Origin of the sequence: Micromonospora mirobrigensis, from assembly GCF_900091555.1 — a bacterium.
Lineage (GTDB): Bacteria > Actinomycetota > Actinomycetes > Mycobacteriales > Micromonosporaceae > Micromonospora > Micromonospora mirobrigensis.
Genome location: NZ_FMCX01000003.1, coordinates 555320 through 579133, shown reverse-complemented (window position 1 = coordinate 579133; position 23814 = coordinate 555320). Strand labels below are relative to the sequence as shown.

Genomic DNA, 23814 nt, shown 5'->3' with positions numbered 1-23814 from the left:
GGCGCCGGCAGGCTCCGGTCGGGAGGAGGTGATCGCGAGATGGACCAGCGGCGTGAAGACCCGCGGGGCGCGCTGGTGCGGCCGTACGCGGTCACCCGGGGCCGTACCGAGGCTCGGATGGAGATCGCCATCGAGGCGGTGCTGACCGCAAGCCCCACCTCGGTCGTCGAGTCGCGGTTCGCCGGGCACGACAAGCACCGCATCGCCACGGTCTGCGAGGGCCGGGCACAGTCGCTGGCGGAGATCGCCGCGTACACCCGGATGCCGTTGGGGGTCACCCGGGTGCTGGTCGCCGACATGGTGGCCGAGGGCCTGCTGACGCTACACACTGCCGCTCCGGCCGAGGGGTTCGACGAGCGGATGGAGATCCTTGGAAGGGTGCTAAGTGGACTTCGCAGGCTATGACCCCGCCCCCGCGGCCGGTCGGAACCGGGGAATCGTCTCCGCGAAGATCGTGATCGCGGGCGGCTTCGGCGTGGGCAAGACGACCCTGGTCGGCGCGATCTCCGAGATCACCCCGCTGACCACCGAGGCCCTGATGACCTCCGCCGGCATCGGCATCGACGACCCGTCGAAGGTGCCCGGCAAGGAGACCACCACGGTCGCCATGGACTTCGGCCGGATCACCATGGCGCAGGACCTGATCCTGTACCTCTTCGGCACGCCCGGACAGACCCGCTTCTGGTTCATGTGGGACGAGATCATCCGGGGTGCGGTGGGCGCCGCCGTGCTGGTCGACACCCGCCGGATCGCCGACGCGTTCGCCGCGCTGGACTACTTCGAGAACCGGAACCTGCCGTACGTGGTGGCGCTCAACCACTTCGACGGCGCCCCGCAGTACGAGCTGGACGAGGTGCGGGAGGCCCTGGCGATCTCCCCCGACGTCCCGCTGGTGATGATCGACGCCCGGCGCCGGGAGTCGGTGAAGCGGGTGCTGGTGACCGTGGTCGAGCACGCCATGATGCGGCTGCAGTCCGAGCAGGGTCGCGGCTACCCGGCCCCGGTCGGCTGAGGCGTCCCCCCGCGCAGGCGCGGTGTTAAGAAGGGGCCCCTGCCATACCGGAGGCGTTAACAGGGGGCCCCTGCTTTCACTCCACCCGCAGGCGGTAGCCGCGCTTGACGACGGTCTGCACCACCCGGGGGGCGTGCAGGCCGACGCGGAGCCGGGCCACCGCCATCTCCACGGCGTGCTCGTCGGCCCCGCGGGGCAGGGTACGCAGCAGCGCGGTGCGGGAGAGCACCTTGCCCGGCGCCCGGGCCAGCGCCCGGAGCACCGCCATCGGGGCGGGGGCGAGCGGACGCAGTTCGCCGTCGACGACGGCGGCGTGCCCGCGCAGCGTGAGCAGGTGCCCGGCGGCCTTCACCGTGGTCGTCCGGCGGGGCAGCTCGTCGACGATGGTGCGGACCAGCGCGCCCAGCCGGGCCCGGCCCGGCGCGCTCACCGGCACGCCCCGGCGGACCAGGGGTTCGGCGGTGACCGCGCCGACGCAGCTGGCCAGTACGTCACCGCGGAGCGCGGCCAGCACCGTCTCGGTCCGGTCACCGGCGGCCCGCAGCAGCGCCTCGGCGGCCGGGGCGGAGGTGAAGGTGACCGCGTCGACCAGCCGGCCGGCGACCAGGTCGATGAGCCGGTGCAGCGGGGCCGGGTCGGTCGGTGGCGCCCAGCGGTAGACGGGCACCTCGATCACGGTGGCCCCGGCGGACTCCAGCGCCTCGGTGCACTCGGGTTGGCGGTCGCCGTGCAGCTGCATGGCGACGACCTGCCCGGCGACCCCACGCCGGCAGAGGTGCTCGACCACCTCCTCGCAGCTCTCCGACTCCGGGGACCAGTGGTCGTGCAGGCCGGCGGCCCGGATGGCGCCCCGCGCCTTGGGCCCTCGGGCCACCACGTACGCCCCGCCGAGCACGCCGCGCAGCGGCTCGGCCAGCCCCCAGCCCTCGGCGGCCTCCAGCCAGCCGCGCATGCCGATGCCGGTGTTCGCCATCAGGACGTCCGGCGGCCGGTCCAGGCAGGCCCGGGTGGCCTCGCGCAGGTCCGTGTCGTCGGCCAGCGGAACGATCCGCAGCGCGGGGGCGAGCACCACCCGGGCGCCGCGCCGCTCCAGCAGCGCGGCCAGCTCGTCGCGCCGCCGGTCGGCGGTCACCCCGACGGTGAAGCCGGCCAGTTCGTCGGCCATCAGTCCGCCGGCCGCAACCGCACCTCGACCAGTCCGTCCCGGCACCGGACGTCGTGCCGGCGCAGCGACACGTCGGGCCGTTCCAGGCAGCGTCCGGTGCGCAGGTCGTAGACCTGCTTGTGCAGGGGGGAGGCGACGGTCGGTACGCCGGCCCGGCTGCCCACGATGCCGCGGGACATGACGTACGCGCCGCCGACCGGGTCGAGGTTGTCCACGGCGTACAGGTCGTCGCCGGTGCGGAAGAGGGCCACCTGCACGCCGTCGACCAGAGCGGCGGCCCCCCGGTCGGGGTCGAGCCGGTGCAGCTGGCAGACGGCGGTCCAGTCGAGGGTGCTGGTCGGGTTCATCGGCGTACCTCCGGAAGGCCGAGCGTGACGGGTTGCCGGCGGCGTCCGTCGCCGGCCGGGGTGGAGCCGCCGGCCGGTGCGGCGGAGTCGCGGGCCGGTATGGGCTGGCCGCGTTCGACCGCGAAGCTGATCGACGGGTCCGGTACGTCCGGGGCGTTGACGAAGGAGGTGAACCGGCGCAGCCGTTCCGGGTCGTCGAGGACGTCGCGCCACTCGTCGGAGTAGCCGGCCACGTGCCGGGCCATCGCCGCGTCGAGTTCGGCGCAGAGCCCGAGCGAGTCGTCGACGATCACCGCCCGCAGATGCTCCAGGCCGCCCTCCAGCGCCTCGATCCAGGCGGCGGTGCGCTGCAACCGGTCGGCGGTGCGGACATAGAACATCAGGAAGCGGTCGATGAGGGTGACGAGTTCCGCTGTGGACAGATCAGTGGCGAAGAGGTCGGCGTGCCGGGGGCGGAAGCCGCCGTTGCCGCCGAGGTAGAGGTTCCAGCCGGTCTCGGTGGCGATGATGCCGAAGTCCTTGCTGCGCGCCTCGGCGCACTCGCGGGCGCAGCCGGAGACCGCCGACTTGAGCTTGTGCGGGGCGCGCAGTCCCCGGTAGCGCAGCTCCAGCGCGACGGCCAGCCCGACGGAATCCTGCACCCCGTACCGGCACCAGGTCTCGCCGACGCAGGACTTCACCGTGCGCAGCGCCTTGCCGTACGCGTGGCCGGACTCGAAGCCGGCGTCGACCAGCCGGCGCCAGATCTGCGGCAGCTGCTCGACGCGGGCGCCGAACAGGTCGATCCGCTGCCCACCGGTGATCTTGGTGTAGAGCCGGAAGTCCCGGGCCACCTCGCCGATCACGATCAGCTTCTCCGGGGTGATCTCACCGCCGGGGATCCGGGGCACCACCGAGTAGCTGCCGTCGCGTTGCAGGTTGGCCAGGAAGTGGTCGTTGGTGTCCTGCAACGAGGCCTGCTCGCCGTCGAGGACGTGGCCGGTGCCGAGCGAGGCGAGGATCGAGGCGACCACCGGCTTGCAGATGTCGCAGCCCCGGCCCCGCCCGTGCTCGGCGATCAGCTGCGAGAAGGTGCGGATGCCGCGGACCCGGACGATGTCGAAGAGTTCCTGCCGGCTGACGTCGAAGTGTTCGCAGAGCGCCGTCGACTGCCGCACCCCGGCCGCGTCGAGGAGCTGCTTCAGCATCGGCACGCAGGATCCGCAGCTGGTGCCGGCCCGGGTGCAGGCCTTGAGCGTCGGCACGTCGGCCGCCCCGCCGGCGATCGCCGCATCGACGTCGGCGCGGGTGACCGCGTTGCAGGAGCAGACCTGAGCGGTGGCCGGCAGGGCGCCGGCCCCGGCGCCCGTGCCGCCGGCCGGGGCCAGCAGCGCCAGCGGGGGAGCGGGCAGCGGCCCGCCGACGCTGGCCCGCAACGTCGGGTAGGCGCTCGCGTCCCCGACCAGCACGCCGCCCAGCAGCGTCCGCGCGTCGTCGGAGAGGACCAGCTTCGCGTACGACCGGGTGGCCGGGTCGGTGAAGGTGACGTCCAGGCAGCCGGGGGTGGTGCCGTGCGCGTCGCCGAACGACGCCACGTCCACCCCGAGCAGCTTGAGCTTGGTGGCGCTCTCCGCCCCCGGGAAGGTGGCCGACCCGCCGAGCAGCCGGTCGGCGACCACCTCGGCCGTGGCGTACCCGGGGGCGACCAGGCCGTGGCAGGTGCCGTCCACCGCCGCGCACTCGCCGACCGCCCAGATCCGCTCGTCGACGGTCCGGCAGGTCACGTCGACCAGCACCCCGCCGCGCGGTCCGACGGGCAGCCCGGCCGCCCGGGCCAGCTCGTCGCGGGGCCGGATGCCGGCGGCCACCACCACCAGCTCCGCGTCGACCGTGCGGCCGTCGGAGAGTTCCAGCGCGCCCACGGTCCCGTCCGGGCCGGGCCGCAGCGCGGTGGTCGCCACCCCGAGGTACGTCCCGACGCCCAACTCCTCGACGTAGCGGCGCAGCATCGCCCCACCGGCCTCGTCGACCTGCACCGGCATCAGCCGGGGCGCGAACTCGACCACTCCCGTCGCCAGGCCCAGCAGCCGCAGCGCGTTCGCCGCCTCCAGGCCGAGCAGGCCGCCACCGATCACCGCGCCGGTCCGCCGGCCCTCGGCGTGCGCCCGGATCGCCTCCAGGTCGTCCAGCGTCCGGTAGACGAAGACGCCGGGCAGGTCCGCGCCGTCGACCGGCGGCACGAAGGGGTACGACCCGGTGGCCAGCACCAGCGCGTCGTACGGGTGCTCACCGACCGCCGTGGTCACCACCCGCCGCGCCCGGTCGATGCCGGTGGCCGGTTCGCCCAGGCGCAGCTCCACCCCGTCGTCGGGGGTGTGCAGGTTCAGCTCCTCGGCGCTCACCCCGTCGAAGAACGCCGACAGCCGCACCCGGTCGTACGCGGGCCGGCTCTCCTCGGCGAGCACGGTGACCCGCCAGTGCCGGTCGGTGTCGCGGGCGCGCAGCGCCTCGACGAACCGCTGCCCGACCATGCCGTTGCCGATGACGACCAGTTCGCCGCCGCTCATCCCGTCCACCTCCACCAGGTCACCGTCCATCCGTGCGTCATCGGGCCGGCACCGGTTCGGCCGCTGCGGGCCGGTCGGCCCCGGTCGCCACCGGGTCGGCCTCGGCGAGCCAGTCGGCGATGCCGGCGAGCGCGTCCCGGCAGCCGCCGCAGCCGGTGCCGGCCCGGGTCGCCGTGGACAGCTCGTCGACCGTCCGCGCGCCGGACCGCCAGCAGGCGACCAGCGCGCCCTTGCTGACGTCGTTGCACTGGCAGACGGTCGCCGCGTCGGGCATCAGTGCCGGGGAGGCGGCGGGGCTCGCCGGCACCGTCCCCACAGCCCGCCCGAGCAGCAACGACCGGCGGTCCGCCGGAACCCGGGCACCCCGGTCGAAGAGCTGCACCACGGTGCCGACCGTCGGGTTGTCGCCGAGTAGGATCGCGCCGGTGAGCCGCTGGTCGCGGATCCGCAGCCGGGCGTACGTGCCCCGGGCCGGGTCGGCGAAGGTCAGCTCCTCCACCGGCCCGTCGGCCGGCACCGGCTCCCCGGCGGCGTCGCCCATCGCGGCCAGGTCGATCCCGGCCGCCTTGAGCCGGGTCACCACCGGGCGGGGCCGGTAGCGGGCCAGCGGGTCCCCGCCGGTGAGCACGTCGGCCACCACCCGGGCCTGCGCCCAGGCCGGGGCGACCAGGCCGGTCAGCGTGCCGTCGTGCTGGGCACAGTCGCCGATCGCCGAGATCCGCCGGTCGCCGGTACGCATCCGGTCGTCCACCAGCACACCCCGCTCCACGGTCAGCCCGGCGGCGGCCGCGAGCGCGGTGTCGGGGCGTACGCCGCAGGAGAGGACCAGCAGGTCGGCGTCGAGTCGACGGCCGTCCGCGAGGTCGAGGCGGACCCCGTCGGTGTCGGCTACCACCCCGGCCGCCGGGACCGCCAGCTCGGTCCGTACGCCCAGCCCGGCGAGGGTGCCGGCGAGCACCGCTCCGGCCGCCGGGTCGAGCTGGCGTTCCATCAGCCAGCCGGTCGGATGGACGACGGTCACGTCCAGTCCCCGGGCGGCCAGCCCACGGGCCGCCTCCAGGCCGAGCAGCCCGCCGCCGAGCACCAGCGCGCTCCGGGCGCCCCGGGCGGCGGCGAGGATCCGCCGGCAGTCGTCCAGGGTGCGGAACGGGACGACCCGCTCGGGCAGCGGGTCGAGGCCGGGCAGCGGCGGCACCACGGCCCGGCTGCCGGTGGCGAGCACCAGGTGGTCGTACCCGATCAGCTCGCCGGTGCCGGTGTGCAGCTCGCGGGCGGTCCGGTCGATGCCGGTGACGGGGACGCCGGTGCGGACGTCGACTCCGTGCCCGGCCACCTCGGCCAGCTCCACGTCCGGCTCGGTGATCTTCCCGGCGAGCAGGGTGGAGAGCATGATCCGGTTGTACGCGCGGTGCGGTTCCGCCCCCAGCACGGTGACCTTCCGGTCCCCGGGCCGGGCGTGCAGTTCGGCGGCGAGCCGGCAGCCGGCCATCCCGTAGCCGACGATCACGATCCGCTCGGTCATCGCTTCTCCACCCGGACGGCGCAGATCTTGAATTCCGGCATCCCGGAGACCGGGTCGACGGCGTCGTTGGTGACGGAGTTGGCGCGGGCCGCGCCCGGCCAGTGGAACGGCGCGAAGACGGTGTCCGGCCGGATGCCGGGGCTGAGCCGGGCGGCGGCGCACAGCTCGCCCCGGCGGGACACCACCCGCACCTGCTCGCCGTCGGCCACGCCCAGCCGGTCGGCCAGGTCGGGGTGCAGCTCGACGAAGGCGTCCGGCGCGGCCCGGCGCAGCGCGGCGACCCGTCGGGTCTGGCTGCCGGACTGGTACTGGGCGAGGACCCGACCGGTGGTGAAGTGCAGCGGGTAGTCGGCGCAGACCTGCTCGGCGGCCGGCCGGTGGGTGACCGGATGGAACCGGGCCCGCCCGTCGGGAGTGGGGAAGGAGTCGGCGAAGAGGCGGGGGCTGTCCGGGCCGTCGACGTCCGGGCAGGGCCAGAAGACGCCCTCGGCACCGTCGATCCGGTCCCAGGTCACCCCGGCGTAGTCGGCGGGCCCGCCGGCCGAGGCGCGGCGCAGCTCCTCGAACACCTCGCGCGGGTCCGTCGGGAACCCGGCGGCAGGTGTTAAGAGGGGGCCCCTGCTATGCGAAAGGCGATAAGAGGGGGCCCCTGCTTGCAGGCGGTGGGCGAGGGCGGCGAGGACGGCCAGGTCGGTGCGGACGCCGGGAGGTGGCTCGCGCAGCGCCCGGCGGCGCAGCACCCGACCCTCCAGGTTGGTCATCGTGCCGTCCTCCTCGGCCCACTGGGCCACGGGCAGCACCACGTCGGCGAGGGCGGCCGTCTCGGAGAGCAGGAAGTCGGCGACGACCAGCAGGTCCAGGTCGCGCAGCCGGGATTCGACGTGCGCCGCCCGGGGCGCCGAGACGACCGGGTTGGAGCCGAACACCAGCAGCGCCTTCGGCCCGTCCGCGGTACCCAGCGACTCCAGCAGTTGGTACGCGGGCACGCCGGGGCCGGGCAGCTCGTCGGGGTCGACGCCCCAGACCCCGGCCACGTGCGTGCGGGCCGCCGGGTCGTCGATGCGCCGGTAGCCGGGGAGCTGGTCGGCCTTCTGCCCGTGCTCCCGGCCGCCCTGGCCGTTGCCCTGCCCGGTCAGGCAGCCGTACCCGGAGCCGGGGCGGCCGGGCAGGCCGAGGGCGAGGGCCAGGTTGACGAAGGCGCTGACCGTGTCGACGCCCTTGGCGTGCTGCTCGGCGCCGCGCGCGGTGAGGATGACGGCGCTGCCGGCGGTGCCGAGGGCCCGGGCGGTCGCCTCCAGGTCGGCCACCGGCACCCCGGAGAGCCGTTCCACCTCGGCCGGCCAGTACCCGGCGACGGTCCGTCGTACGTCGTCGAAGCCGGTGGTGCGGGCGGCCACGTACTCCCGGTCGACCCAGCCCTCGGTGAGGGCGATGTGCAGCAGCGCGTTGGCCACCGCCAGGTCGGTGCCGGGCAGCGGTTGCAGGTGCAGGTCGGCCTGCCGGGCGGTGGCGGTGAGCCGCGGGTCGACCACGATCAGCCGGCCACCGCGGCGGCGCTGGTCGGCGAGGTGGCGCATCAGCGGCGGCATGGTCTCCGCCGGGTTGGCGCCGACCAGCAGCAGGGTGTCGGCCCGGCCGAGGTCGGCCAGGGGGAAGGGCAGCCCCCGGTCGACGCCGAAGGAGCGCAGCCCGGCGGCCGCCGCCGAGGACATGCACCAGCGGCCGTTGTAGTCGATGTGCCGGGTCCGCAGGGCCACCCGGGCGAACTTGCCGAGCGCGTACGCCTTCTCGTTGGTCAGCCCGCCGCCGCCGAAGACGGCGACCGCGTCCCGGCCGTGTCCGGCCTGGACGGTACGGATGCCGGCGGCGATCCGGTCCAGCGCCTCGTCCCAGCTCGCCGGGCGCAGCTCGCCGCCCGGTCGGTCCCGCAGCAGCGGGGTGGTCAGCCGGTCGGGGTGGTCCAGGAGCTCGGCGGCGGTCCAGCCCTTCTGGCACAGGCCGCCCCGGTTGGTGGGGAACTGCCGGGGGAGCACCTCGATCCCCGCGGCGGAGTGGCGGAGGGTCATCGCGCACTGGAGGGCGCAGTACGGGCAGTGGGTGGCCACCTCCGGGCTTCCCGCCCCGGGTTGCGTCGCCGTCCGCACACCGTCTGTCATGTCGGGAAAGCGTGCCGTCGGGCGGTTTCCGGTCCGGGTCCCTTCTGTTTCGGTCCTGTCAAGAGCGGCTCACACCGCGCGGGGGTACCGGGCCGGATCGAACGGGCCTAGAATGTGGGAAACGAATCCTAAAGTATGGGAGGCGCGGTATGACCGTGACCGAGGCGTTCGACGCGGTGGCGGGGTCGTACGACGAGGCCCGCAGGCGGCTGGTGCCCTGCTTCGACGCCTTCTACGGCACGGCGGTCGAGGTCGCCGCCCCACCGTTGCGGGCGGCGCTGGCGGCGGGGCGTACCCCGGAGGTGCTGGACCTGGGCGCGGGCACCGGCCTGCTCTCCCTGCTGATCGCCGCGGCCCTGCCGGGGGTCCGGGTGACCCTGGTCGACGGCGCATCGCGGATGCTCGCGGTGGCCGCCGAGCGGCTCACCGCCCGGGGCGTGCCGCATCGGACGGTGGTGGCCGACCTGGCCGACCCGTTCCCCGCCGGCCGCTACGACGCCGTGGTCTCCGCCCTGGCGATCCACCACCTCGACGACGACGGCAAGCGGACGCTCTACCGGCGGGCCGCCGGGGCGCTCGCCCCCGGCGGGGTGTTCGTCAACGCCGAGCAGGTGGCCGGCCCGACCCCGGCGCTCGAGCGGCGTTACGACGAGGTCTGGCTGGCGCAGATCACCGCGCTCGGCTCCGACGCCGCGGAGATCGCCGCCTCCCGCGAGCGGATGCGGTACGACCGCCCGGCCTCCGTGCCCGAGCAGTGCCGCTGGCTCGCCGAGGTCGGCCTGGTGGACGTCGACTGCTTCTTCAAGGCGTGGCGGTTCGCGATCTTCGGCGGGGCGCGCCCACTGGCCCCGTCCGGTTTGGCCCCTTCGCCAACGGGCGCGAGCAGGGATGACTATCGGTCATACCGTGGGTAATCTCAGCGGCATGACTGCCAAGGTGACGCTGTCGTTCTCGGATGAGACGATCGAGGAGGCGCGCCGGTTCGCCCGGCGGGAGGGGCTGTCGCTCTCCGCCTGGATGGACCAGGCCGCCCGGGAGAAGGCGCTGCGCGAGGTCTTCACCGCGCACGCCGCCGCCGTCGGCCGGGCCGGCCTCGACCTGGAGGCCGCCGCCCTCGCCGACGCCGACGAGGTGGGCATGGTCGACGACGTCCTCTTCGGCGGTCGCCCGCGTGCTGCGTAGGGGCGAGGTCTGGCGCATCGAGGGCGCCCGCGCCCGGCTCGGGCTGGTGGTCAGCTCCGACGTCTACAACTCCACCGACGTGCCCATCGTGATCGTCGCCGAGGTGGTCGACGAGTCGTTGCTGCGCGACTCGCCGCTCGCGGTGCCGATGGGGCGCTGGGTGGTGATGCCCGACCGGCTCTCCGCCCCGATGAAGAAGTGGTTCACCGAGTGTGTGGACGTGGCCGACACCGAGACCATGCAGCGGGTCGGCCGGGCGCTGCGCATCCTCCAGGAGCTCTGAGCCCACCTCACCGCCGGTCCGGCGCCGTCGTGCGATCTCCGTCTCCGGAACGACCCGCGGCGGGCACGCCCGGGTAACCGCCCGTTCCTAGCGTCCCCCTCGTCACCGACGAGGAGGAGTCGCCCGTGAGTACGCTCGTTTCCAGCCTGGCCCCGGCCACCACCGCCGGACGCCGCCGGCCGATCACCGACTGGCGCCCCGAGGACCCCGAGTTCTGGCGTACGACCGGCGCCCCGGTCGCCCGCCGCAACCTGTACGTCTCGATCTTCGCCGAACACGTGGGCTTCTCGGTGTGGAGCCTCTGGTCGGTGACGGTGCTCTTCCTCGGTCCGGCGTACGGCATCGACCCGGCCGGGAAGTTCCTGCTCACCGCCGTACCGGCCGCGCTGGGTGCGGTGCTGCGGCTGCCGTACACCCTGGCGGTGGCCCGCTTCGGCGGCCGGAACTGGACGATCGTCAGCGCGCTGCTGCTGCTGGTCCCGGCGGTGCCGATGGCGCTGCTGCTCGAACCGGGGGTCTCCTACCCCACGCTGATGGTGCTGGCCTGCCTGACCGGGGTGGGCGGCGGCAACTTCGCCTCCTCGATGGCGAACATCAACCTCTTCTTCCCGGACCGGCTCAAGGGCCGGGCGCTCGGGCTCAACGCCGGCGGCGGGAACCTCGGCGTGCCGGTGGTGCAGCTGGTCGGCCTGGCGGTGCTGGCCACCGCCGGCGCCGCGTACCCCCGGCTGGTGCCGGCGGTCTACCTGCCGCTGATCGTGCTCGCGGCGCTGGCCGCTGCGCGCTGGCTGGACAACGTGCCCGGCGCCCGCAACGAACCGGGGGCGCTGCGGGCGGCGGCCCGCGACCGGCACACCTGGGTGATGTCCCTGCTCTACGTCGGCACGTTCGGCTCGTTCATCGGTTTCGGCTTCGCCTTCGGTCAGGTGCTCCAGCTCCAGTTCCACGACCGGTTCCCGACCCCGGTCGACGCGGCCTGGTTGACCTTCCTCGGCCCGCTGGTCGGCTCGCTGGTCCGGCCGTTGGGCGGGCAGCTCGCCGACCGGCTCGGCGGCGCCCGGGTGACGTTCTGGAACTTCGTGGCGATGGCCGCCGGCGCCGGCCTGGTGCTCTACGCGGCCCGGGACCGGTCGCTCCCGCTCTACCTGGCCGGCTTCCTGTCGCTCTTCGTCTTCTCCGGGATCGGCAACGGGTCGACGTACAAGATGATCCCGGCGATCTTCCGGGCCCGGGCGGCGGCCGAGGCGGAGTTGACCGGCGACCCGGAGGCGGCGCAGCGGCGGGCCCGGCGGCGCTCCGGGGCGCTGATCGGCATCGCCGGCGCGGTCGGGGCGTCCGGCGGGGTGCTGGTCAACGTCGCCTTCCGGCAGTCGTTCCTGACCTCCGGCACCGCCGACGCGGCGTACCTGGCCTTCATCGCTTGGTACGCCCTCTGCTTCGCGGTGACCTGGGTGGTCTACCTGCGTCCGGCGCCGGGCCGGCTGCCCGGCGTGTGACCTCGGTCATCGGATGAGCCCCGGCCACGCGGGGCGACCCCCCGTTTTGACCTGCCGACCGGGCGGCGGGTATCGTTGCCTGCTGTTGTACGACATCCAGAGGCGTGCCGCATCAGGTACGCTTGGTCGTTCGTGCGCGCTGGTCCGACCCGGTAAGCCTGGTCACCTCGGCGCGCGACCCCAGACCGACGACGAGACAAGGTAGACCTGTGCGTACGTACAGCCCGAAGCCGGGTGAGATCGAGCGTCAGTGGCACGTCATCGACGCCTCTGATGTCGTGCTGGGCCGCCTGGCCACCCACGCCGCCACGCTGCTGCGCGGCAAGCACAAGCCGACTTTCGCGCCGCACGTCGACACGGGCGACTTCGTCGTCATCGTGAACGCGGGCAAGGTCGCGCTGACCGGCAACAAGCGGCAGACCAAGGTTGCCTACCGCCACTCCGGTTACCCGGGTGGTCTGAAGCAGGTCGGCTACGAAGAGCTGCTGACCAAGCGCCCCGAGCGGGCCATCGAGCTGGCCGTGAAGGGGATGCTCCCGCACAACAAGCTCGGCCGTCAGCTGATCAAGAAGCTGAAGGTCTACGCCGGTGCCGAGCACCCGCACGGCGCGCAGCAGCCGGTGCCGTTCGAGATCAAGCAGATCGCGCAGTGAGCGCGGGCGAAGGAAGCAGCATGACCGACATCACCGAGACCGAGGTCGCCCCCGAGGCCACCGAGGCCCCCGTGGCCACCGAGGCGCCGGCGCCTGTCGCTCGCGCGCCGCGTGGTGACCGCCCGATCCAGACCGTGGGTCGGCGCAAGGAGGCCATCGTCCGGGTGCGCATCGTCCCCGGCAGCGGCAAGATCACCTGCAACGGTCGCGACCTCGAGGCGTACTTCCCGAGCAAGGTGCACCAGCAGCTGATCAAGGACCCGCTGGTCACCGCCGAGAAGCCCGAGCAGTTCGACGTCATCGCCAACCTGCGTGGCGGTGGCACCACCGGCCAGGCCGGTGCGCTGCGGCTGGCCATCGCCCGCGCGCTGATCGTCAACGAGCCGGACGACCGCCCGGCCCTGAAGAAGGCCGGCTTCCTCACCCGGGACGCCCGGGTCAAGGAGAGCAAGAAGTACGGCCTCAAGAAGGCCCGTAAGGCTCCTCAGTACTCGAAGCGCTGACCTTCAGCGGCACGTTGTACTTCTGACGGACGGCCGGTCCGCCTCCCCGCGAGGGAGGTGGTCCGGCCGTCCGCTTTTCCCCCTGGAACAGGTTCATCGGAGGTTGGCGGGTATGGGTCGGTTGTTCGGCACGGACGGCGTACGCGGGCGGGCGAACGCGGATCTCACTCCGGAGTTGGCGCTCGCGGTGGCGGTGGCCGCCGCGCACACCCTCGCCGAGACCGACAGGAGTCATCCCCCGCTGGCCGTGGTCGGCCGGGACACCCGGGCCAGCGGCGAGATGCTGGAGGCCGCCGTGGTGGCCGGTCTCACCAGCGCCGGGGCCAACGTGGTCCGGGTGGGCGTGCTGCCCACCCCGGCGGTGGCGTTCCTCACCGCCGAGACCAAGGCGGACCTGGGCGTGATGCTCTCCGCGTCGCACAACCCGATGCCCGACAACGGCATCAAGCTCTTCGCCGCCGGTGGGCACAAGCTCCCCGACGAGCTGGAGATGCGGATCGAGGCGGCCGTCGAGGCGAACGCCACCACCGCCTGGGACCGGCCGATCGGCGCCGGCGTCGGGCGGGTGCACGATCTGCTCGACGGCGCCGACCACTACGTGCAGCACCTGGTCGGGTCGGTCCCGCACCGGCTGGACGGGATCAAGGTCGTGGTCGACTGCGCCAACGGCGCGGCCGCGGACGTCGCCCCGGTGGCGTACCGGGAGGCCGGCGCCGAGGTGATCGCGATCCACGCGGAGCCCGACGGCCTGAACATCAACGACGACTGCGGCTCCAACCACATCGACAACCTCCGCGAGGCCGTGGTCGCGCACGGCGCGCACCTGGGGCTCGCCCACGACGGCGACGCCGACCGGTGCGTGGCGGTGACCGCCGACGGCGAGGAGGTCGACGGCGACCAGGTGATGGCGATCCTGGCGCTGGCGATGCGGGAGGCCGGCACGCTCACCGGCGACACCCTGGTCGCCACCGTGATGAGCAACCTCGGCCTGCGCCTGGCGATGTCCCGGGAGGGCATCCGGCTGCTCGAGACCAAGGTCGGCGACCGGTACGTGCTGGAGGAGCTGCGCGCCGGCGGGCTGGCGCTGGGTGGCGAGCAGAGCGGCCACATCGTGATGCCCGCCTACGCCACCACCGGCGACGGGGTGCTGACCGGACTGCACCTGATGGCCCGGATGGCCGCCACCGGCCGGTCCCTGGCCGACCTGGCCGGGGTGATCACCAAGCTGCCCCAGGTGCTGATCAACGTCCCGGTCGGCGACCGCACCGTCGGCGCCAACGCGCCCTCGGTCCGCGCCGAGGTCGAGCGGGCCGAGGCCGAGCTGGGCGAGACCGGCCGGGTGCTGCTGCGCCCGTCGGGCACCGAGCCGCTGGTCCGGGTGATGGTCGAGGCCGGCACCGAGGCCACCGCCCGCGAGGTCGCCGAGCGGATCGCCGCGCAGGTGCGTACCGCCAGCCCGGCGGCCTGACCGGCCGCTTCCGAGACGAACCGCGACGGGGCCGGGTCCCGGGGAGCTGCGGCGGGACCACGCCGCCGGCTCCCGGACCCGGCCCCGCCGCCGTCACAGCCGCAGCCGACTGGCGCGGTCGAAGGTGTCCGCCGGGTCCTCGCCCCCGGTGAGGTCCTCGTCCTCCACCACCCGTCCGTCGCCCAGCCGGACCAGCCGGTCGCACCGCGCCGCGACCGCCCGTTCGTGGGTGGCGAGCACGATGGTCATGCCGTGCCGGTCGCGCAGGTCGAGCAGCAGATCGAGGATCTGCGCGCCGGTGGCGGAGTCGAGGTTCCCGGTGGGTTCGTCGGCGAGCAGGAGTCGCGGCGCGCCCATCAGCGCCCGGGCAATCGCCACCCGCTGCTGCTGGCCGCCGGAGAGCTGGGCCGGCAGCGCCCGTTCCCGGCCGGCCAGGCCGACGGCATCGAGGAGTTCCCGGGCCCGGGCCGCGTGGTCGGCGCGTCCCCGGCGGGGGAGCATCGGCGCGACCACGTTGTCCAGCACGGTCAGCGCGGGCAGCAGGTGGTAGCGCTGGAAGACGAAGCCGACCCGCTGCCGGTAGCGGGCCAGGTCCGCCCGGCCCAGCGCGGTGACCTCCACGTCGTCCACCGTCACCGTGCCCTGGTCGGCGCGTTCGATGGCGCCGATCAGGTGCAGCAGCGTCGACTTGCCCGATCCGCTCGGCCCGGTCAGCGCCACCACCGAGCCCGGCGCGATCGTCAGGGACACGTCGTCGACGGCGGTCAGCCGTTCGCTGCCGGTGCGGAACTGGCGGACCAGCCCGGCGGTGCGGACGGTGCTGCCGGTGGTCGGATCCATGGTCACTCCTCTGCGAGCAGACGCGCGGTGGGCAGGCGGTGCAGCAGCGCGGCCGGGACCAGCGCCGCCAGGCAGGTGGTCAGCACGCCGGCCAGCGCCACGGCGGCGGCGACCAGCAGCAGCGCCGACGGCAGCTCGCCGATCAGCCAGCCGGCCGCGCCCAGGCCGAGGGCCGCGCCGAGGCCGGCCCCGAGCAGGCCGAGGAGCGCGCCCTCCCAACCGATCAGCCGGGCCAGGGCGGCGTCGGTCCAGCCGGTGGCGCGCAGGGTGGCCAGCTCGGCGGCCCGGTCCCGGATGTTCAGGTAGAGCACGTCGGCGACGGCGGCGGCGCCGAGCAGCACGGTGGCGAGGGCGGCGAGGGTGTCCGCGCCGCGCACGCTGAGCGACACCGTGTCGCCGAGCAGGGTGCCGACGATGGCGCCCCGGAAGGCGTAGGCGGCGGCGGTCACCAGGGTCAGGGCGGCGACCCCGATGGCGAGGGCGCCGGCGGCCACCACGGTGCGGCCGGGGGTGCGGAGCAGGTTGCCCAGGGCCAGCCCGGCCAGGGTGCGGGGCCGGCGTACCCAGCGGGCGGTGGCCACCGGTGGGCGTAGCGCGGCGGCCGGGTGGGCGCGGGCGGCCCGCAGCGCCGGCGCCAGGCCGGCGACCAGCGCCAGCGACAGCGCCACGGGTACGGCGAGCAGCGCCCGCCGCCAGTCGACGTCGATGCCGAGCGCGGCCCCCAGCGGCAGGGCGAGCCCGACCGAGAGCAGCCCGGCGGCGAGGCCGAGGGCGGCGACCTCGCCGAGGATCAGCGCGCCGATCCGGCGGGCCGGCCAGCCGAGGCAGGCCAGCACGGCGAGTTCGGGGCGGCGGTCCCGGACGGCGGCGGAGACCGCGTTGGCCAGGAAGAGCACGCAGACCACCAGGACCAGCAGGAAGAGCACCGCGCTCTTGCGGTCGACGGCCTTGGTGATGGCCGAGGCGACGCCGAGCGCGGACCAGTTCTCGGTCAGCCGCAGCTCGGGGCGGCCGAACTTCCCGGCCGGCAGCGCCACGGTCTGCGGAGCGGGGGAGGAACCCAGGGTGATGTCCACGTCCAGGCCGGTGACCTGGTTGATCCGTTCGGCGACCAGCCGGACCCGCTCGGCGGAGCGGTCGCTGTAACCGTCCACGTCGGTCACCCGCACCCGGATCGCGCTGATCGGCGCGGTGCGCTGCGGGCTCATGCTGTCCGCCAGCAGCTTTGGCACGCTGGCCAGGTTGGTCAGCAGCAGCGGCGGGGCGGAGAGGTAGCCTGCCGGGTTGCCGCTGGGCTGCAACGGCCGCCCACCCAGCGCGGCCCGGCTGCGCTCGTCGGCGCCGGGCGCCGCCGGCGGCTCATACGTCTCCAGCGGCACCTTGCCGAGGTCGCTGAACCCGGCCAGCTTCTCCGGGTCGAAGACGCCGACCGCCTTCCACTGGTGGTACCGGGTCAGCGCGCCCCCCTCCGCCCGGGGGATGGCGCTGACCGGCCGGGAGCCGGAGTCGTCGGCCAGCCACGGCCGGGGCAGGAAGGAGACGGTCGACTGGGTGCCGTAGACGCGTGAATCGGCCGGGGGCGTCTCGCCGGCCCCGAGGGTGCCGTCCGGCAGCTCCCGGTAGTCGACCGGACCGGCCTGGATGATCCGGTCGAGCTGCCCCCAGCAGCACCCGTCGACGCCGACGCCACGGTCCAGCTGCTCCCGGTAGGCGGCGGCCCCGTCGACCTCACCGGTGCCGGCCGGGATCCCCGGGGCCCGGGTCAGGGCGCGTTCCAGGTCGATGGCGGGGGTGGCGATCGGCCGGGCGTCCAGCAGTCGTTCGTAGCGGGCCTTCACCGTGCCGTCGAAGAAGGGCCGGCCGGTGGCGAGCACCGGGGCGGTACGAGTGACCAGGTTCGGCTGGCGTTCCTCGGTGACCGCGTCGCCGGCCCGCAGGCCGCGCCCGCCCACCACCGCCGCGTCCAGGCCGACGAGCCGGTTCTCGGCGGCCGGGTCGACGGCGGCGAGCAGGAACGGCACGGTCAGGTCACGGGTCAGGACGAGTCGGTCGGTGGCGGCGCGCCGACCGGAGTCGGCGGCGGTCACCGTCTCGGCGGTCTCGAACTTCCCGTTCGGCAGCATCCGCACGGCGTCGATGGTCCAGAAGTCGCGTTCGGAGAGCGTCGCGGTGTTGCCGAGCAGCCCGAACTGCGGGGCGCAGATCACCCGGGTGCTGCCGTCCGGCAGCACCTCCCGGGGCGCCGGTCCGCAGACCTCGTCCGGCGGGTAGGACCGGCCGTCGGAGTAGGGCACATCCTTCGCGGAGCCCCACTGGTCCAGCCGGGCGTGCAGCACCGGGTGCCGGGTGACGTACACGTAGCTGGGTTTGGCCCGCGTGGTGGAGAGGCCGCGTTCGGCCACGTAGGTCGGCTCGACCCGGATCAGCTGACGGTCCAGCCGTGGGTCCACGGCGTCGGTGACGTCGAAGTCCAGCGGCACCCGCGAGGTGGAGTAGCCCAGCATGGCGATCGGGGCCGCCACCTCGACGCCGCCCAGCTCCTTGACCTGGTCGTACTGGGTGGTGGTGATGCCGCCGAAGAGGCCGGAGAGGTAGTTGGGGCGGACCAGCCGGCGCTGCGCCTCCAGCGGGCTGCGGGCGCCGGCCGGACGGACCAGGATGTCGTACGCGGCGCGGGTGTTCCGTTCGACCGTGCCGGTGACGGCGAGCCGGGAGGTGGTGGTGGCGCCGGTCAGGACGACGAACCCGGTGGTGGCCACCAGTACGCCCGACAGCAGCGCCACCGACCGACCGGCACGGCCGCGCAGTTGTCGCCAGATGAACTCGAACATGTCGCGCCTCCCCGTGTGCTGAGCACACTGTGCGCGATACATTGTCACAATGCAAGACCCGCCGGGCGGACGTCGTCCGGACCGGAATGGAGGAGACGGTGGCGATCCAGCACGCGGTCCTGGCCCTGCTCGCGCGCGGACCCAGCTACGGCTACGAGCTGAAGGGCGCCTTCGAGGCGGCCGTCGGCCCGCAGTGGGGGCCGCTCAACATCGGGCACCTCTACCAGATCCTGGAGCGGCTCTCCCGCGACGGCCTGGTGGTCGCCGAGCGGCACCCGCAGGCCGTCAAGCCCGACCGGGTGGTCTACGAGATCACCACCGACGGCCGGGCCGAGCTTGACCGCTGGCTCACCGAACCCAGCCCGCGCAGCGGCGGCTTCCGCGACGACTTCTTCCTCAAGGTCACCGCCGCGGCGCGATCCGGTGAACCGGCCACCGTCCGCACGGTGCTCGGCAACCAGCGCGGCCACCTGATGCGCGAGCTGCGCAACCTCGACGGGCTGCGCCGCCGCTCCGACGACCCGGTGGTCCGGCTGCTGCTCTCCGCCGCGACCCGGCACGTCGAGGCCGACCTCGCCTTCGTCGACGACGCCGAGGCGGCGCTGCTCACCGACGGCGGCGCGGCGCTGCGTACCCTGGCCGCCGCGGCCACCGACGGCGTGGCCGGCGGACCGGCGGACCGCAGCGGCGACGGCCCGGCCCGGGCCGCCGGCTGAGCGTCGACCCGCGCGGACGGCCGGACCGCAGCGGCAACGACCCGGCCCGCGCGGCCGGCGCAGCGTCAGCCGGCGGCGACCCGGCGCAGGAAGCGGTCGGCCAGCTCGGCCACCTCGGCGGCGGTCAGCTCCAGCGCCGGCCCGGCGACCGTCACCTCGGCCATCGCCGTGCCCGGCAGCTCGGTGTCCCGCCAGCCACCCACGAACCACACCCGCTCGTCCTCGGCGAGGGCGAGGTTCGCCTCGTCCAGCAGGCGCGCCGGATGCGGCAGCCAGAGCCGGAACTGATGGGTGTGCGGCGGAGCGGGGTGCACCCGCGCCCCCGGCAGCCCGGCCAGCACCTCGGCCACCGAACGGGCGTGCGCCACCTGCCCGGCGAGTCGGGGGAGCGCGTCGTCGAGCCCGGCCAGCGCCGCCGCGGCCGCCGGCCACTGCTGGAACAGCCGGCCGCCGTAGCGGTGCTGCCAGGCGCGGGCGTACCGGGCCAGGTCCGCCGGGCCGGCCAGCGCCGCCCCGGAGATGCCGCCGAGAGACTTGTAGAACGAGACGTACGTGCTGTCGGCGAGGGCCACGACCTCGGGCAGGGGACGCCCCAGGTGCGGGGTGGACTCCCAGAGCCGGGCGCCGTCCAGATGCACCCGGGCGCCCCGGTCGCGGGCCGCGTCGACCACCGCCACCAACTCGTCCCAGGTCGGCAGGACGAAGCCGGCGTCCCGCAACGGCAGCTCCAGCAGCAGGGTGCCGATCGGCTCGTCGAGGCCGGTGACCTCCTCGGCGGTCGGATTGCGCGGGGCGTCGGTGACCCGTACCGGGCGCAGGCCGGCCAGCAGCGGGAGGGCGTCCCGCTCGTGCACCATCGGGTGGCTGAGCGGGTGCAGCCCCACCCCCGCGCGGCCGGTCAGCTCCGCGCCGTACCGGAGGGCGACCTGCTGGGCCATGGTGCCGGACGGGAAGAACACCGCCGCCTCGGCGCCGAGCAGCCCGGCGACCCGCTGCTCCAGCGCCTCGACCGCCCCGCCCTCGCCGTAGACGTCGGCCACCGGGTCGGCGCCCAGCGCCGCCCGGATCCGGTCCAGCTGCTCGTCCGGCGGGACCGGCCGGGCGCCGGAGAGGATCCGGTCACAGCCGTGCTGCGCCGCCAGGCGGCGGGCCCGTTCGGCGCTCACCGGCCGCCGGCCAGGGTGCGCAGCCGGGTCACCGCCTCGGTCAGCACCTCGGGCCGCTTGCAGAAGGCGAACCGGATCAGCCGCCGGCCCGCCGCCGGGTCGTCGTAGAAGACCTGGGTGGGCACCGCCACCACCCCGCACCGCTCCGGCAGCGACCGGCAGAATTCCATCCCGTCCCGGCCGCCCAGCGGCGTCACGTCGGCGGTCACGAAGTATGTCCCCTCCGGGGCGAGCACCCCGAAGCCGGCGTCGGTCAACCCGGCGACGAGCAGGTCACGCCGGGCCTGCATGTCGTCCCGGAAGCCGGTGAAGTAGTCGTCGCCCAGCCCGAGGGCCACCGCCACCGCCGGTTGCAGCGGCGCGGCGTTGACGAAGGTGAGGAACTGCTTGACCCGCAGCACCGCCGAGACCAGCGGCGCGGGCCCGCTCACCCAGCCGACCTTCCAGCCCGTGCAGGAGAACGTCTTGCCCGCCGAGGAGATCCGCAGCGTCCGCTCCCGCATCCCGGGCAGCGTGGCCAGCGGCACGTGCGGCGCGGCCGCGTCGGTGAAGACCAGGTGCTCGTACACCTCGTCGGTGACCGCGTACGCGCCGTGCTCCTGGCACAGCTCGGCGACCAGGGCCAGCTCCTGCGGCGTGAAGACCTTGCCGGTCGGGTTGTGCGGCGAGTTCAGCAGCACCAGTCGGGTCCGCGGCCCGAACGCGGCGCGCAGCTCGGCCGGGTCGAAGGCGTACCGGCCGTCGGCCGCGGGGCGCAGCGTCACCGGCCGGCGGACCGCGCCGGCCAGGGCGATCGAGGCGGCGTACGAGTCGTAGTACGGCTCGAAGCAGAGCACCTCGTCACCCGGCTCGCAGAGGGCCAGGATGCTGGCGGCGACCGCCTCGGTGGCGCCAGCGGTGACCACGATCTCGCCGTCCGGGTCGTACTCCAGTCCCCAGAACCGGTGCTGGTGCGCGGCGACCGCCGTGCGCAGCGCGGGGACGCCCGGGCCGGGCGGGTACTGGTTCTGTCCGCCGCGCAGCGCCTCGGCGGCGGCGGCGAGCATCTCCGGTGGGCCGTCGCTGTCCGGGAAGCCCTGGCCGAGGTTGACCGCGCCGGTGCGGACCGCGAGCGCGGACATCTCGGCGAAGACGGTCGTCCCGAACGGGCGCATCCGGGCCACCAACGGATCGACATTCGCGGTCGTCGTCACGCCGGCCAGCCTACGGGCCAGGGCTCACCCGGTCATCCTGGCGCTGCAGTCGGCGACCGGCACGGCCCCGCCTGCCGTGTCCCGGGCCCGCTCCACCCCGTCCACCAGCAGCCGGCAGCGGATCGTCCCACCGCCGCGTTCCCGGCTGGCCAGCATGGTGGCGCCGACGCCCGCCGCCGCGCCCAGCTCCGCCCGCCAGGGCAGCCGGCGGGTCTCGACGTTCTGCGGTGTGCCGCCCTCGACCCAGTAGAGGACGCTGGCCGGTCCCTCGCCGGTCAGCTCGAAGACCACGGTGTGCGCGGCGGAGCCACTCGGCGCCGCGCCGCCACCGCCCAGCACCGGGCCGCCGCCGCCCGTCGGGCCGGGCAGGGGGTCGGCGGTGACGGCCGGGGCCGGCTCCGCCGCAGGGGTGGTCCAGACGCCCTGCCGGTGCAGGAAGGTGATCGCGGCCACGGCGGCGGCCAGGCCGGCGACCAGGCCGCGCAGGACCCGGCGCGCGGAGGTTCGCGCCGGTCCGGTGAAGGGGTGTTCGGTCGATGAGCCGCGCAGGTCGGCCCAGTCGTCCCGGGGGCCCTCGGCCGGTGGCCGGCGGGACGGTGGCGGGGTGGGGTCGGACATCGGGCGGCCTTCCGGACGTGCACGGGGGAACCGGGACATCCTTCCGCATCCGACCCTCGCTCGACCACCCCGTTGCCGGTTCCCCGACCGGACCGTTTTGCCCCGGAGATGCCCACCGACGCCCCCATCGCTCAAATGCTGTGATCGATACCCCCGCTTTTGCGCACCACGCGTGAGCGAAACTCGGTTACGCTGGCGACCATGTGTGGAATCGTGGGTTACGCCGGCGCGCGCCCGGCGCTGGGCATCGTGCTCGACGGGCTGCGGCGACTCGAGTACCGCGGCTACGACTCGGCCGGCGTGGCGGTCGTCTGCGACGACGTGCTGCTGACCGAGAAGAAGGCCGGCCGGTTGGCCAACCTGGAGAAGGTGCTCGCCGAACGCGCCGCCGCCGATCCCGAGTCCTGCGCGGCCAGCCCGATCAACATCGGCGACGGCACCACCGGCATCGGCCACACCCGCTGGGCCACCCACGGCGGGCCCACCGACCGCAACGCCCACCCGCACGTCGCCCCGGACGGGCGGGTCGCGGTGATCCACAACGGCATCATCGAGAACTTCGCCAAGCTCCGCGCCGAGCTGGAGGCCGATGGCGTGGAGTTCACCAGCGACACCGACACCGAGTGCGCCGCACACCTGCTCGGCCGGGCGCTGGCCGACCTCCGGGCCGCCGGCGAGGTCGACGGCCCGCAGCTGCTCGTCTCCGCCATGCGGCGGGTCTGCCAGCGGCTGGAGGGCGCCTTCACCCTGCTCGCCGTGGACGCCGGTGTCCCCGGCGCGGTGGTCGGCGCCCGGCGCAACTCGCCGCTGGTGGTCGGCCGCGGCGACGGCGAGAACTACCTGGCCAGCGACGTGTCCGCGTTCATCGAGCACACCCGCGAGGCGGTCGAGCTGGGCCAGGACCAGATCGTCCTGATCACCCCGGACGCCATCGAGATCACCGACTTCGCCGGGCAGCCCGCCGCCGGCAAGGACTTCCACATCGACTGGGACTCGTCGGCCGCCGAGAAGGGCGGCTACGACTGGTTCATGCTCAAGGAGATCGAGGAGCAGCCGCAGGCCGTCGCCGACACCCTGCTCGGTCGGCTCACCGAGACCGGTGAGATCGCCCTCGACGAGGTCCGCCTCAGCGACCAGGACCTGCGCGACATCGACAAGATCTTCATCGTCGCCTGCGGCACCGCCTACCACTCCGGCCTGGTCGCCAAGTACGCCATCGAGCACTGGACCCGGATCCCCTGCGAGGTGGAGCTGGCCAGCGAGTTCCGCTACCGCGACCCGGTCCTCGACCGGTCCACCCTGATCGTGGTCATCTCGCAGTCCGGCGAGACCATGGACACCCTGATGGCGCTGCGGCACGCCAAGGAGCAGAAGGCCCGGGTGCTGGCCATCTGCAACACCAACGGCTCCACCATCCCCCGCGAGTCCGACGCCGTCCTCTACACCCACGGCGGGCCGGAGATCGCGGTCGCCTCCACCAAGGCGTTCCTCACCCAGCTCGTCGCCTGCTATCTGATCGGCCTGCACCTGGCCCAGGTGCGTGGCATCAAGTTCGCCGACGAGGTGGGCGCCGTCGTCGCCCAGCTTCAGGAGATGCCGGGCAAGCTGCGGGAGCTGCTGGACCGCATCGAGCCGGTCCGCGAGCTGGCCCGGGAGCTGGCCGCCGAGCCGACAGTGCTCTTCATCGGCCGGCACGTCGGCTACCCGGTGGCCCTGGAGGGCGCGCTGAAGCTCAAGGAGCTGGCGTACATGCACGCCGAGGGCTTCGCGGCCGGCGAGCTGAAGCACGGCCCGATCGCGCTGATCGACCAGGGCACCCCGGTCATCTGCATCGTGCCCTCGCCGGTGGGCCGGGGCATGCTGCACGACAAGGTCGTCTCCAACATCCAGGAGGTACGCGCCCGCGGCGCCCGCACCATCGTGATCGCCGAGGAGGGCGACGAGTCGGTGGTCCGGTACGCCGACCACCTCATCTCCGTGCCCCGTACCCCGACGCTGCTGGCCCCGCTGGTCACCACCGTGCCGTTGCAGGTGCTGGCCGCCGAGATCGCCGCCGCCCGCGGCCACGACGTGGACCAGCCGCGCAACCTGGCCAAGTCCGTCACCGTCGAGTAGCC

The 23814-nt window shown here is 74.5% G+C and carries 21 protein-coding genes; 11 read left to right on the top strand and 10 right to left on the bottom strand.

From position 1 onward, the window contains the following. Positions 1 to 39: 39 nt before the first annotated feature. Both GA0070564_RS13820 and GA0070564_RS13815 read left to right on the top strand, forming a co-directional pair. Positions 40 to 405 (top strand): DUF742 domain-containing protein, encoded by a 366-nt coding sequence (locus GA0070564_RS13820; RefSeq protein ID WP_091608793.1) that lies wholly within the window; start codon positions 40 to 42, stop codon positions 403 to 405. Beyond that, positions 386 to 1012, top strand: a complete 627-nt coding sequence (locus GA0070564_RS13815; RefSeq protein WP_091608790.1) for a GTP-binding protein — start codon at positions 386 to 388, stop codon at positions 1010 to 1012. Before GA0070564_RS13820 ends, GA0070564_RS13815 begins: the two co-directional genes overlap by 20 nt. Positions 1013 to 1088: 76 nt before the next feature. Here the strand turns inward: GA0070564_RS13815 and GA0070564_RS13810 are convergent, their stop codons facing one another. The 5 genes from GA0070564_RS13810 to GA0070564_RS13790 are packed head-to-tail and all read right to left on the bottom strand — an operon-like array spanning position 1089 to position 8658. Continuing rightward, on the bottom strand, positions 1089 to 2177 hold the full coding sequence (locus GA0070564_RS13810) for a uroporphyrinogen-III synthase (RefSeq protein WP_091608787.1): 1089 nt from the start codon (positions 2175 to 2177) through the stop codon (positions 1089 to 1091). Continuing rightward, positions 2177 to 2524: a nitrite reductase small subunit NirD gene (nirD, locus tag GA0070564_RS13805; RefSeq protein ID WP_091608785.1), complete on the bottom strand. Its 348-nt coding sequence runs from the start codon at positions 2522 to 2524 to the stop codon at positions 2177 to 2179. Before nirD ends, GA0070564_RS13810 begins: the two co-directional genes overlap by 1 nt. Then, the gene (nirB, locus tag GA0070564_RS13800) at positions 2521 to 5070 is read right to left on the bottom strand and encodes a nitrite reductase large subunit NirB (protein ID WP_091609173.1); all 2550 of its coding nucleotides are present in this window, start codon (positions 5068 to 5070) and stop codon (positions 2521 to 2523) included. Before nirB ends, nirD begins: the two co-directional genes overlap by 4 nt. 37 nt (positions 5071 to 5107) lie before the next feature. Next, positions 5108 to 6592: an FAD-dependent oxidoreductase gene (locus tag GA0070564_RS13795; protein WP_091608784.1), complete on the bottom strand. Its 1485-nt coding sequence runs from the start codon at positions 6590 to 6592 to the stop codon at positions 5108 to 5110. Next, positions 6589 to 8658, bottom strand: a complete 2070-nt coding sequence (locus tag GA0070564_RS13790; RefSeq protein ID WP_245669990.1) for a molybdopterin oxidoreductase family protein — start codon at positions 8656 to 8658, stop codon at positions 6589 to 6591. The genes GA0070564_RS13795 and GA0070564_RS13790 overlap by 4 nt, the downstream gene beginning before the upstream one ends. 239 nt (positions 8659 to 8897) lie before the next feature. Between GA0070564_RS13790 and GA0070564_RS13785 the strand changes: the two genes are divergently transcribed. From GA0070564_RS13785 to glmM, 7 genes are all read left to right on the top strand, one after another. Continuing rightward, complete coding sequence (locus GA0070564_RS13785; RefSeq protein ID WP_091608780.1) at positions 8898 to 9662, top strand: class I SAM-dependent methyltransferase; 765 nt, start codon at positions 8898 to 8900, stop codon at positions 9660 to 9662. A 10-nt stretch (positions 9663 to 9672) separates the two neighbouring features. Continuing rightward, a complete protein-coding gene (locus GA0070564_RS13780) occupies positions 9673 to 9930 on the top strand; it encodes a DUF6364 family protein (protein ID WP_091608778.1) in 258 nt (85 codons plus the stop codon). Next, entirely contained in the window at positions 9920 to 10213 is a 294-nt protein-coding gene (locus GA0070564_RS13775; protein ID WP_091608776.1) for a hypothetical protein, read from the top strand. Before GA0070564_RS13780 ends, GA0070564_RS13775 begins: the two co-directional genes overlap by 11 nt. A 125-nt stretch (positions 10214 to 10338) precedes the next feature. Next, positions 10339 to 11709 (top strand): MFS transporter, encoded by a 1371-nt coding sequence (locus GA0070564_RS13770; protein ID WP_091608774.1) that lies wholly within the window; start codon positions 10339 to 10341, stop codon positions 11707 to 11709. 209 nt (positions 11710 to 11918) lie between these two features. Next, a complete protein-coding gene (gene rplM, locus GA0070564_RS13765) occupies positions 11919 to 12362 on the top strand; it encodes a 50S ribosomal protein L13 (RefSeq protein WP_088973205.1) in 444 nt (147 codons plus the stop codon). 20 nt (positions 12363 to 12382) lie between these two features. Beyond that, entirely contained in the window at positions 12383 to 12865 is a 483-nt protein-coding gene (rpsI, locus tag GA0070564_RS13760) for a 30S ribosomal protein S9 (protein WP_091608772.1), read from the top strand. A gap of 112 nt (positions 12866 to 12977) precedes the next feature. Further along, on the top strand, positions 12978 to 14333 hold the full coding sequence (gene glmM, locus GA0070564_RS13755) for a phosphoglucosamine mutase (protein ID WP_091608769.1): 1356 nt from the start codon (positions 12978 to 12980) through the stop codon (positions 14331 to 14333). A 93-nt stretch (positions 14334 to 14426) separates the two neighbouring features. On the opposite strand, the gene GA0070564_RS13750 is transcribed toward glmM, so the two are convergent. Both GA0070564_RS13750 and GA0070564_RS13745 read right to left on the bottom strand, forming a co-directional pair. Then, positions 14427 to 15173 carry an ABC transporter ATP-binding protein gene (locus GA0070564_RS13750; protein ID WP_091608767.1) on the bottom strand — a complete coding sequence of 249 codons (747 nt, stop codon included), beginning with the start codon at positions 15171 to 15173 and terminating at the stop codon, positions 14427 to 14429. 2 nt (positions 15174 to 15175) lie between these two features. Then, the gene (locus GA0070564_RS13745) at positions 15176 to 18004 is read right to left on the bottom strand and encodes an FtsX-like permease family protein (RefSeq protein WP_091608764.1); all 2829 of its coding nucleotides are present in this window, start codon (positions 18002 to 18004) and stop codon (positions 15176 to 15178) included. Between the two features lie 98 nt (positions 18005 to 18102). Between GA0070564_RS13745 and GA0070564_RS13740 the strand changes: the two genes are divergently transcribed. Continuing rightward, on the top strand, positions 18103 to 18720 hold the full coding sequence (locus GA0070564_RS13740; protein WP_176730665.1) for a PadR family transcriptional regulator: 618 nt from the start codon (positions 18103 to 18105) through the stop codon (positions 18718 to 18720). Positions 18721 to 18785: 65 nt separating this feature from the next. Here GA0070564_RS13740 and GA0070564_RS13735 read toward each other — a convergent pair whose 3' ends face one another. Genes GA0070564_RS13735 through GA0070564_RS13725 form a run of 3 tightly spaced genes read right to left on the bottom strand, consistent with a single transcriptional unit; the run spans position 18786 to position 21697 of the window. Then, positions 18786 to 19886, bottom strand: a complete 1101-nt coding sequence (locus GA0070564_RS13735) for a threonine aldolase family protein (protein WP_091608759.1) — start codon at positions 19884 to 19886, stop codon at positions 18786 to 18788. Then, positions 19883 to 21079, bottom strand: a complete 1197-nt coding sequence (locus GA0070564_RS13730) for a pyridoxal phosphate-dependent aminotransferase (RefSeq protein WP_091608756.1) — start codon at positions 21077 to 21079, stop codon at positions 19883 to 19885. Before GA0070564_RS13730 ends, GA0070564_RS13735 begins: the two co-directional genes overlap by 4 nt. A 24-nt stretch (positions 21080 to 21103) precedes the next feature. Beyond that, a complete protein-coding gene (locus GA0070564_RS13725; RefSeq protein ID WP_091608754.1) occupies positions 21104 to 21697 on the bottom strand; it encodes an MmpS family transport accessory protein in 594 nt (197 codons plus the stop codon). Positions 21698 to 21898: 201 nt separating this feature from the next. Here GA0070564_RS13725 and glmS point away from each other — a divergent pair, with 201 nt between their 5' ends. Then, the gene (glmS, locus tag GA0070564_RS13720; RefSeq protein WP_091608752.1) at positions 21899 to 23812 is read left to right on the top strand and encodes a glutamine--fructose-6-phosphate transaminase (isomerizing); all 1914 of its coding nucleotides are present in this window, start codon (positions 21899 to 21901) and stop codon (positions 23810 to 23812) included. The last annotated feature ends 2 nt before the right edge of the window (positions 23813 to 23814 follow it).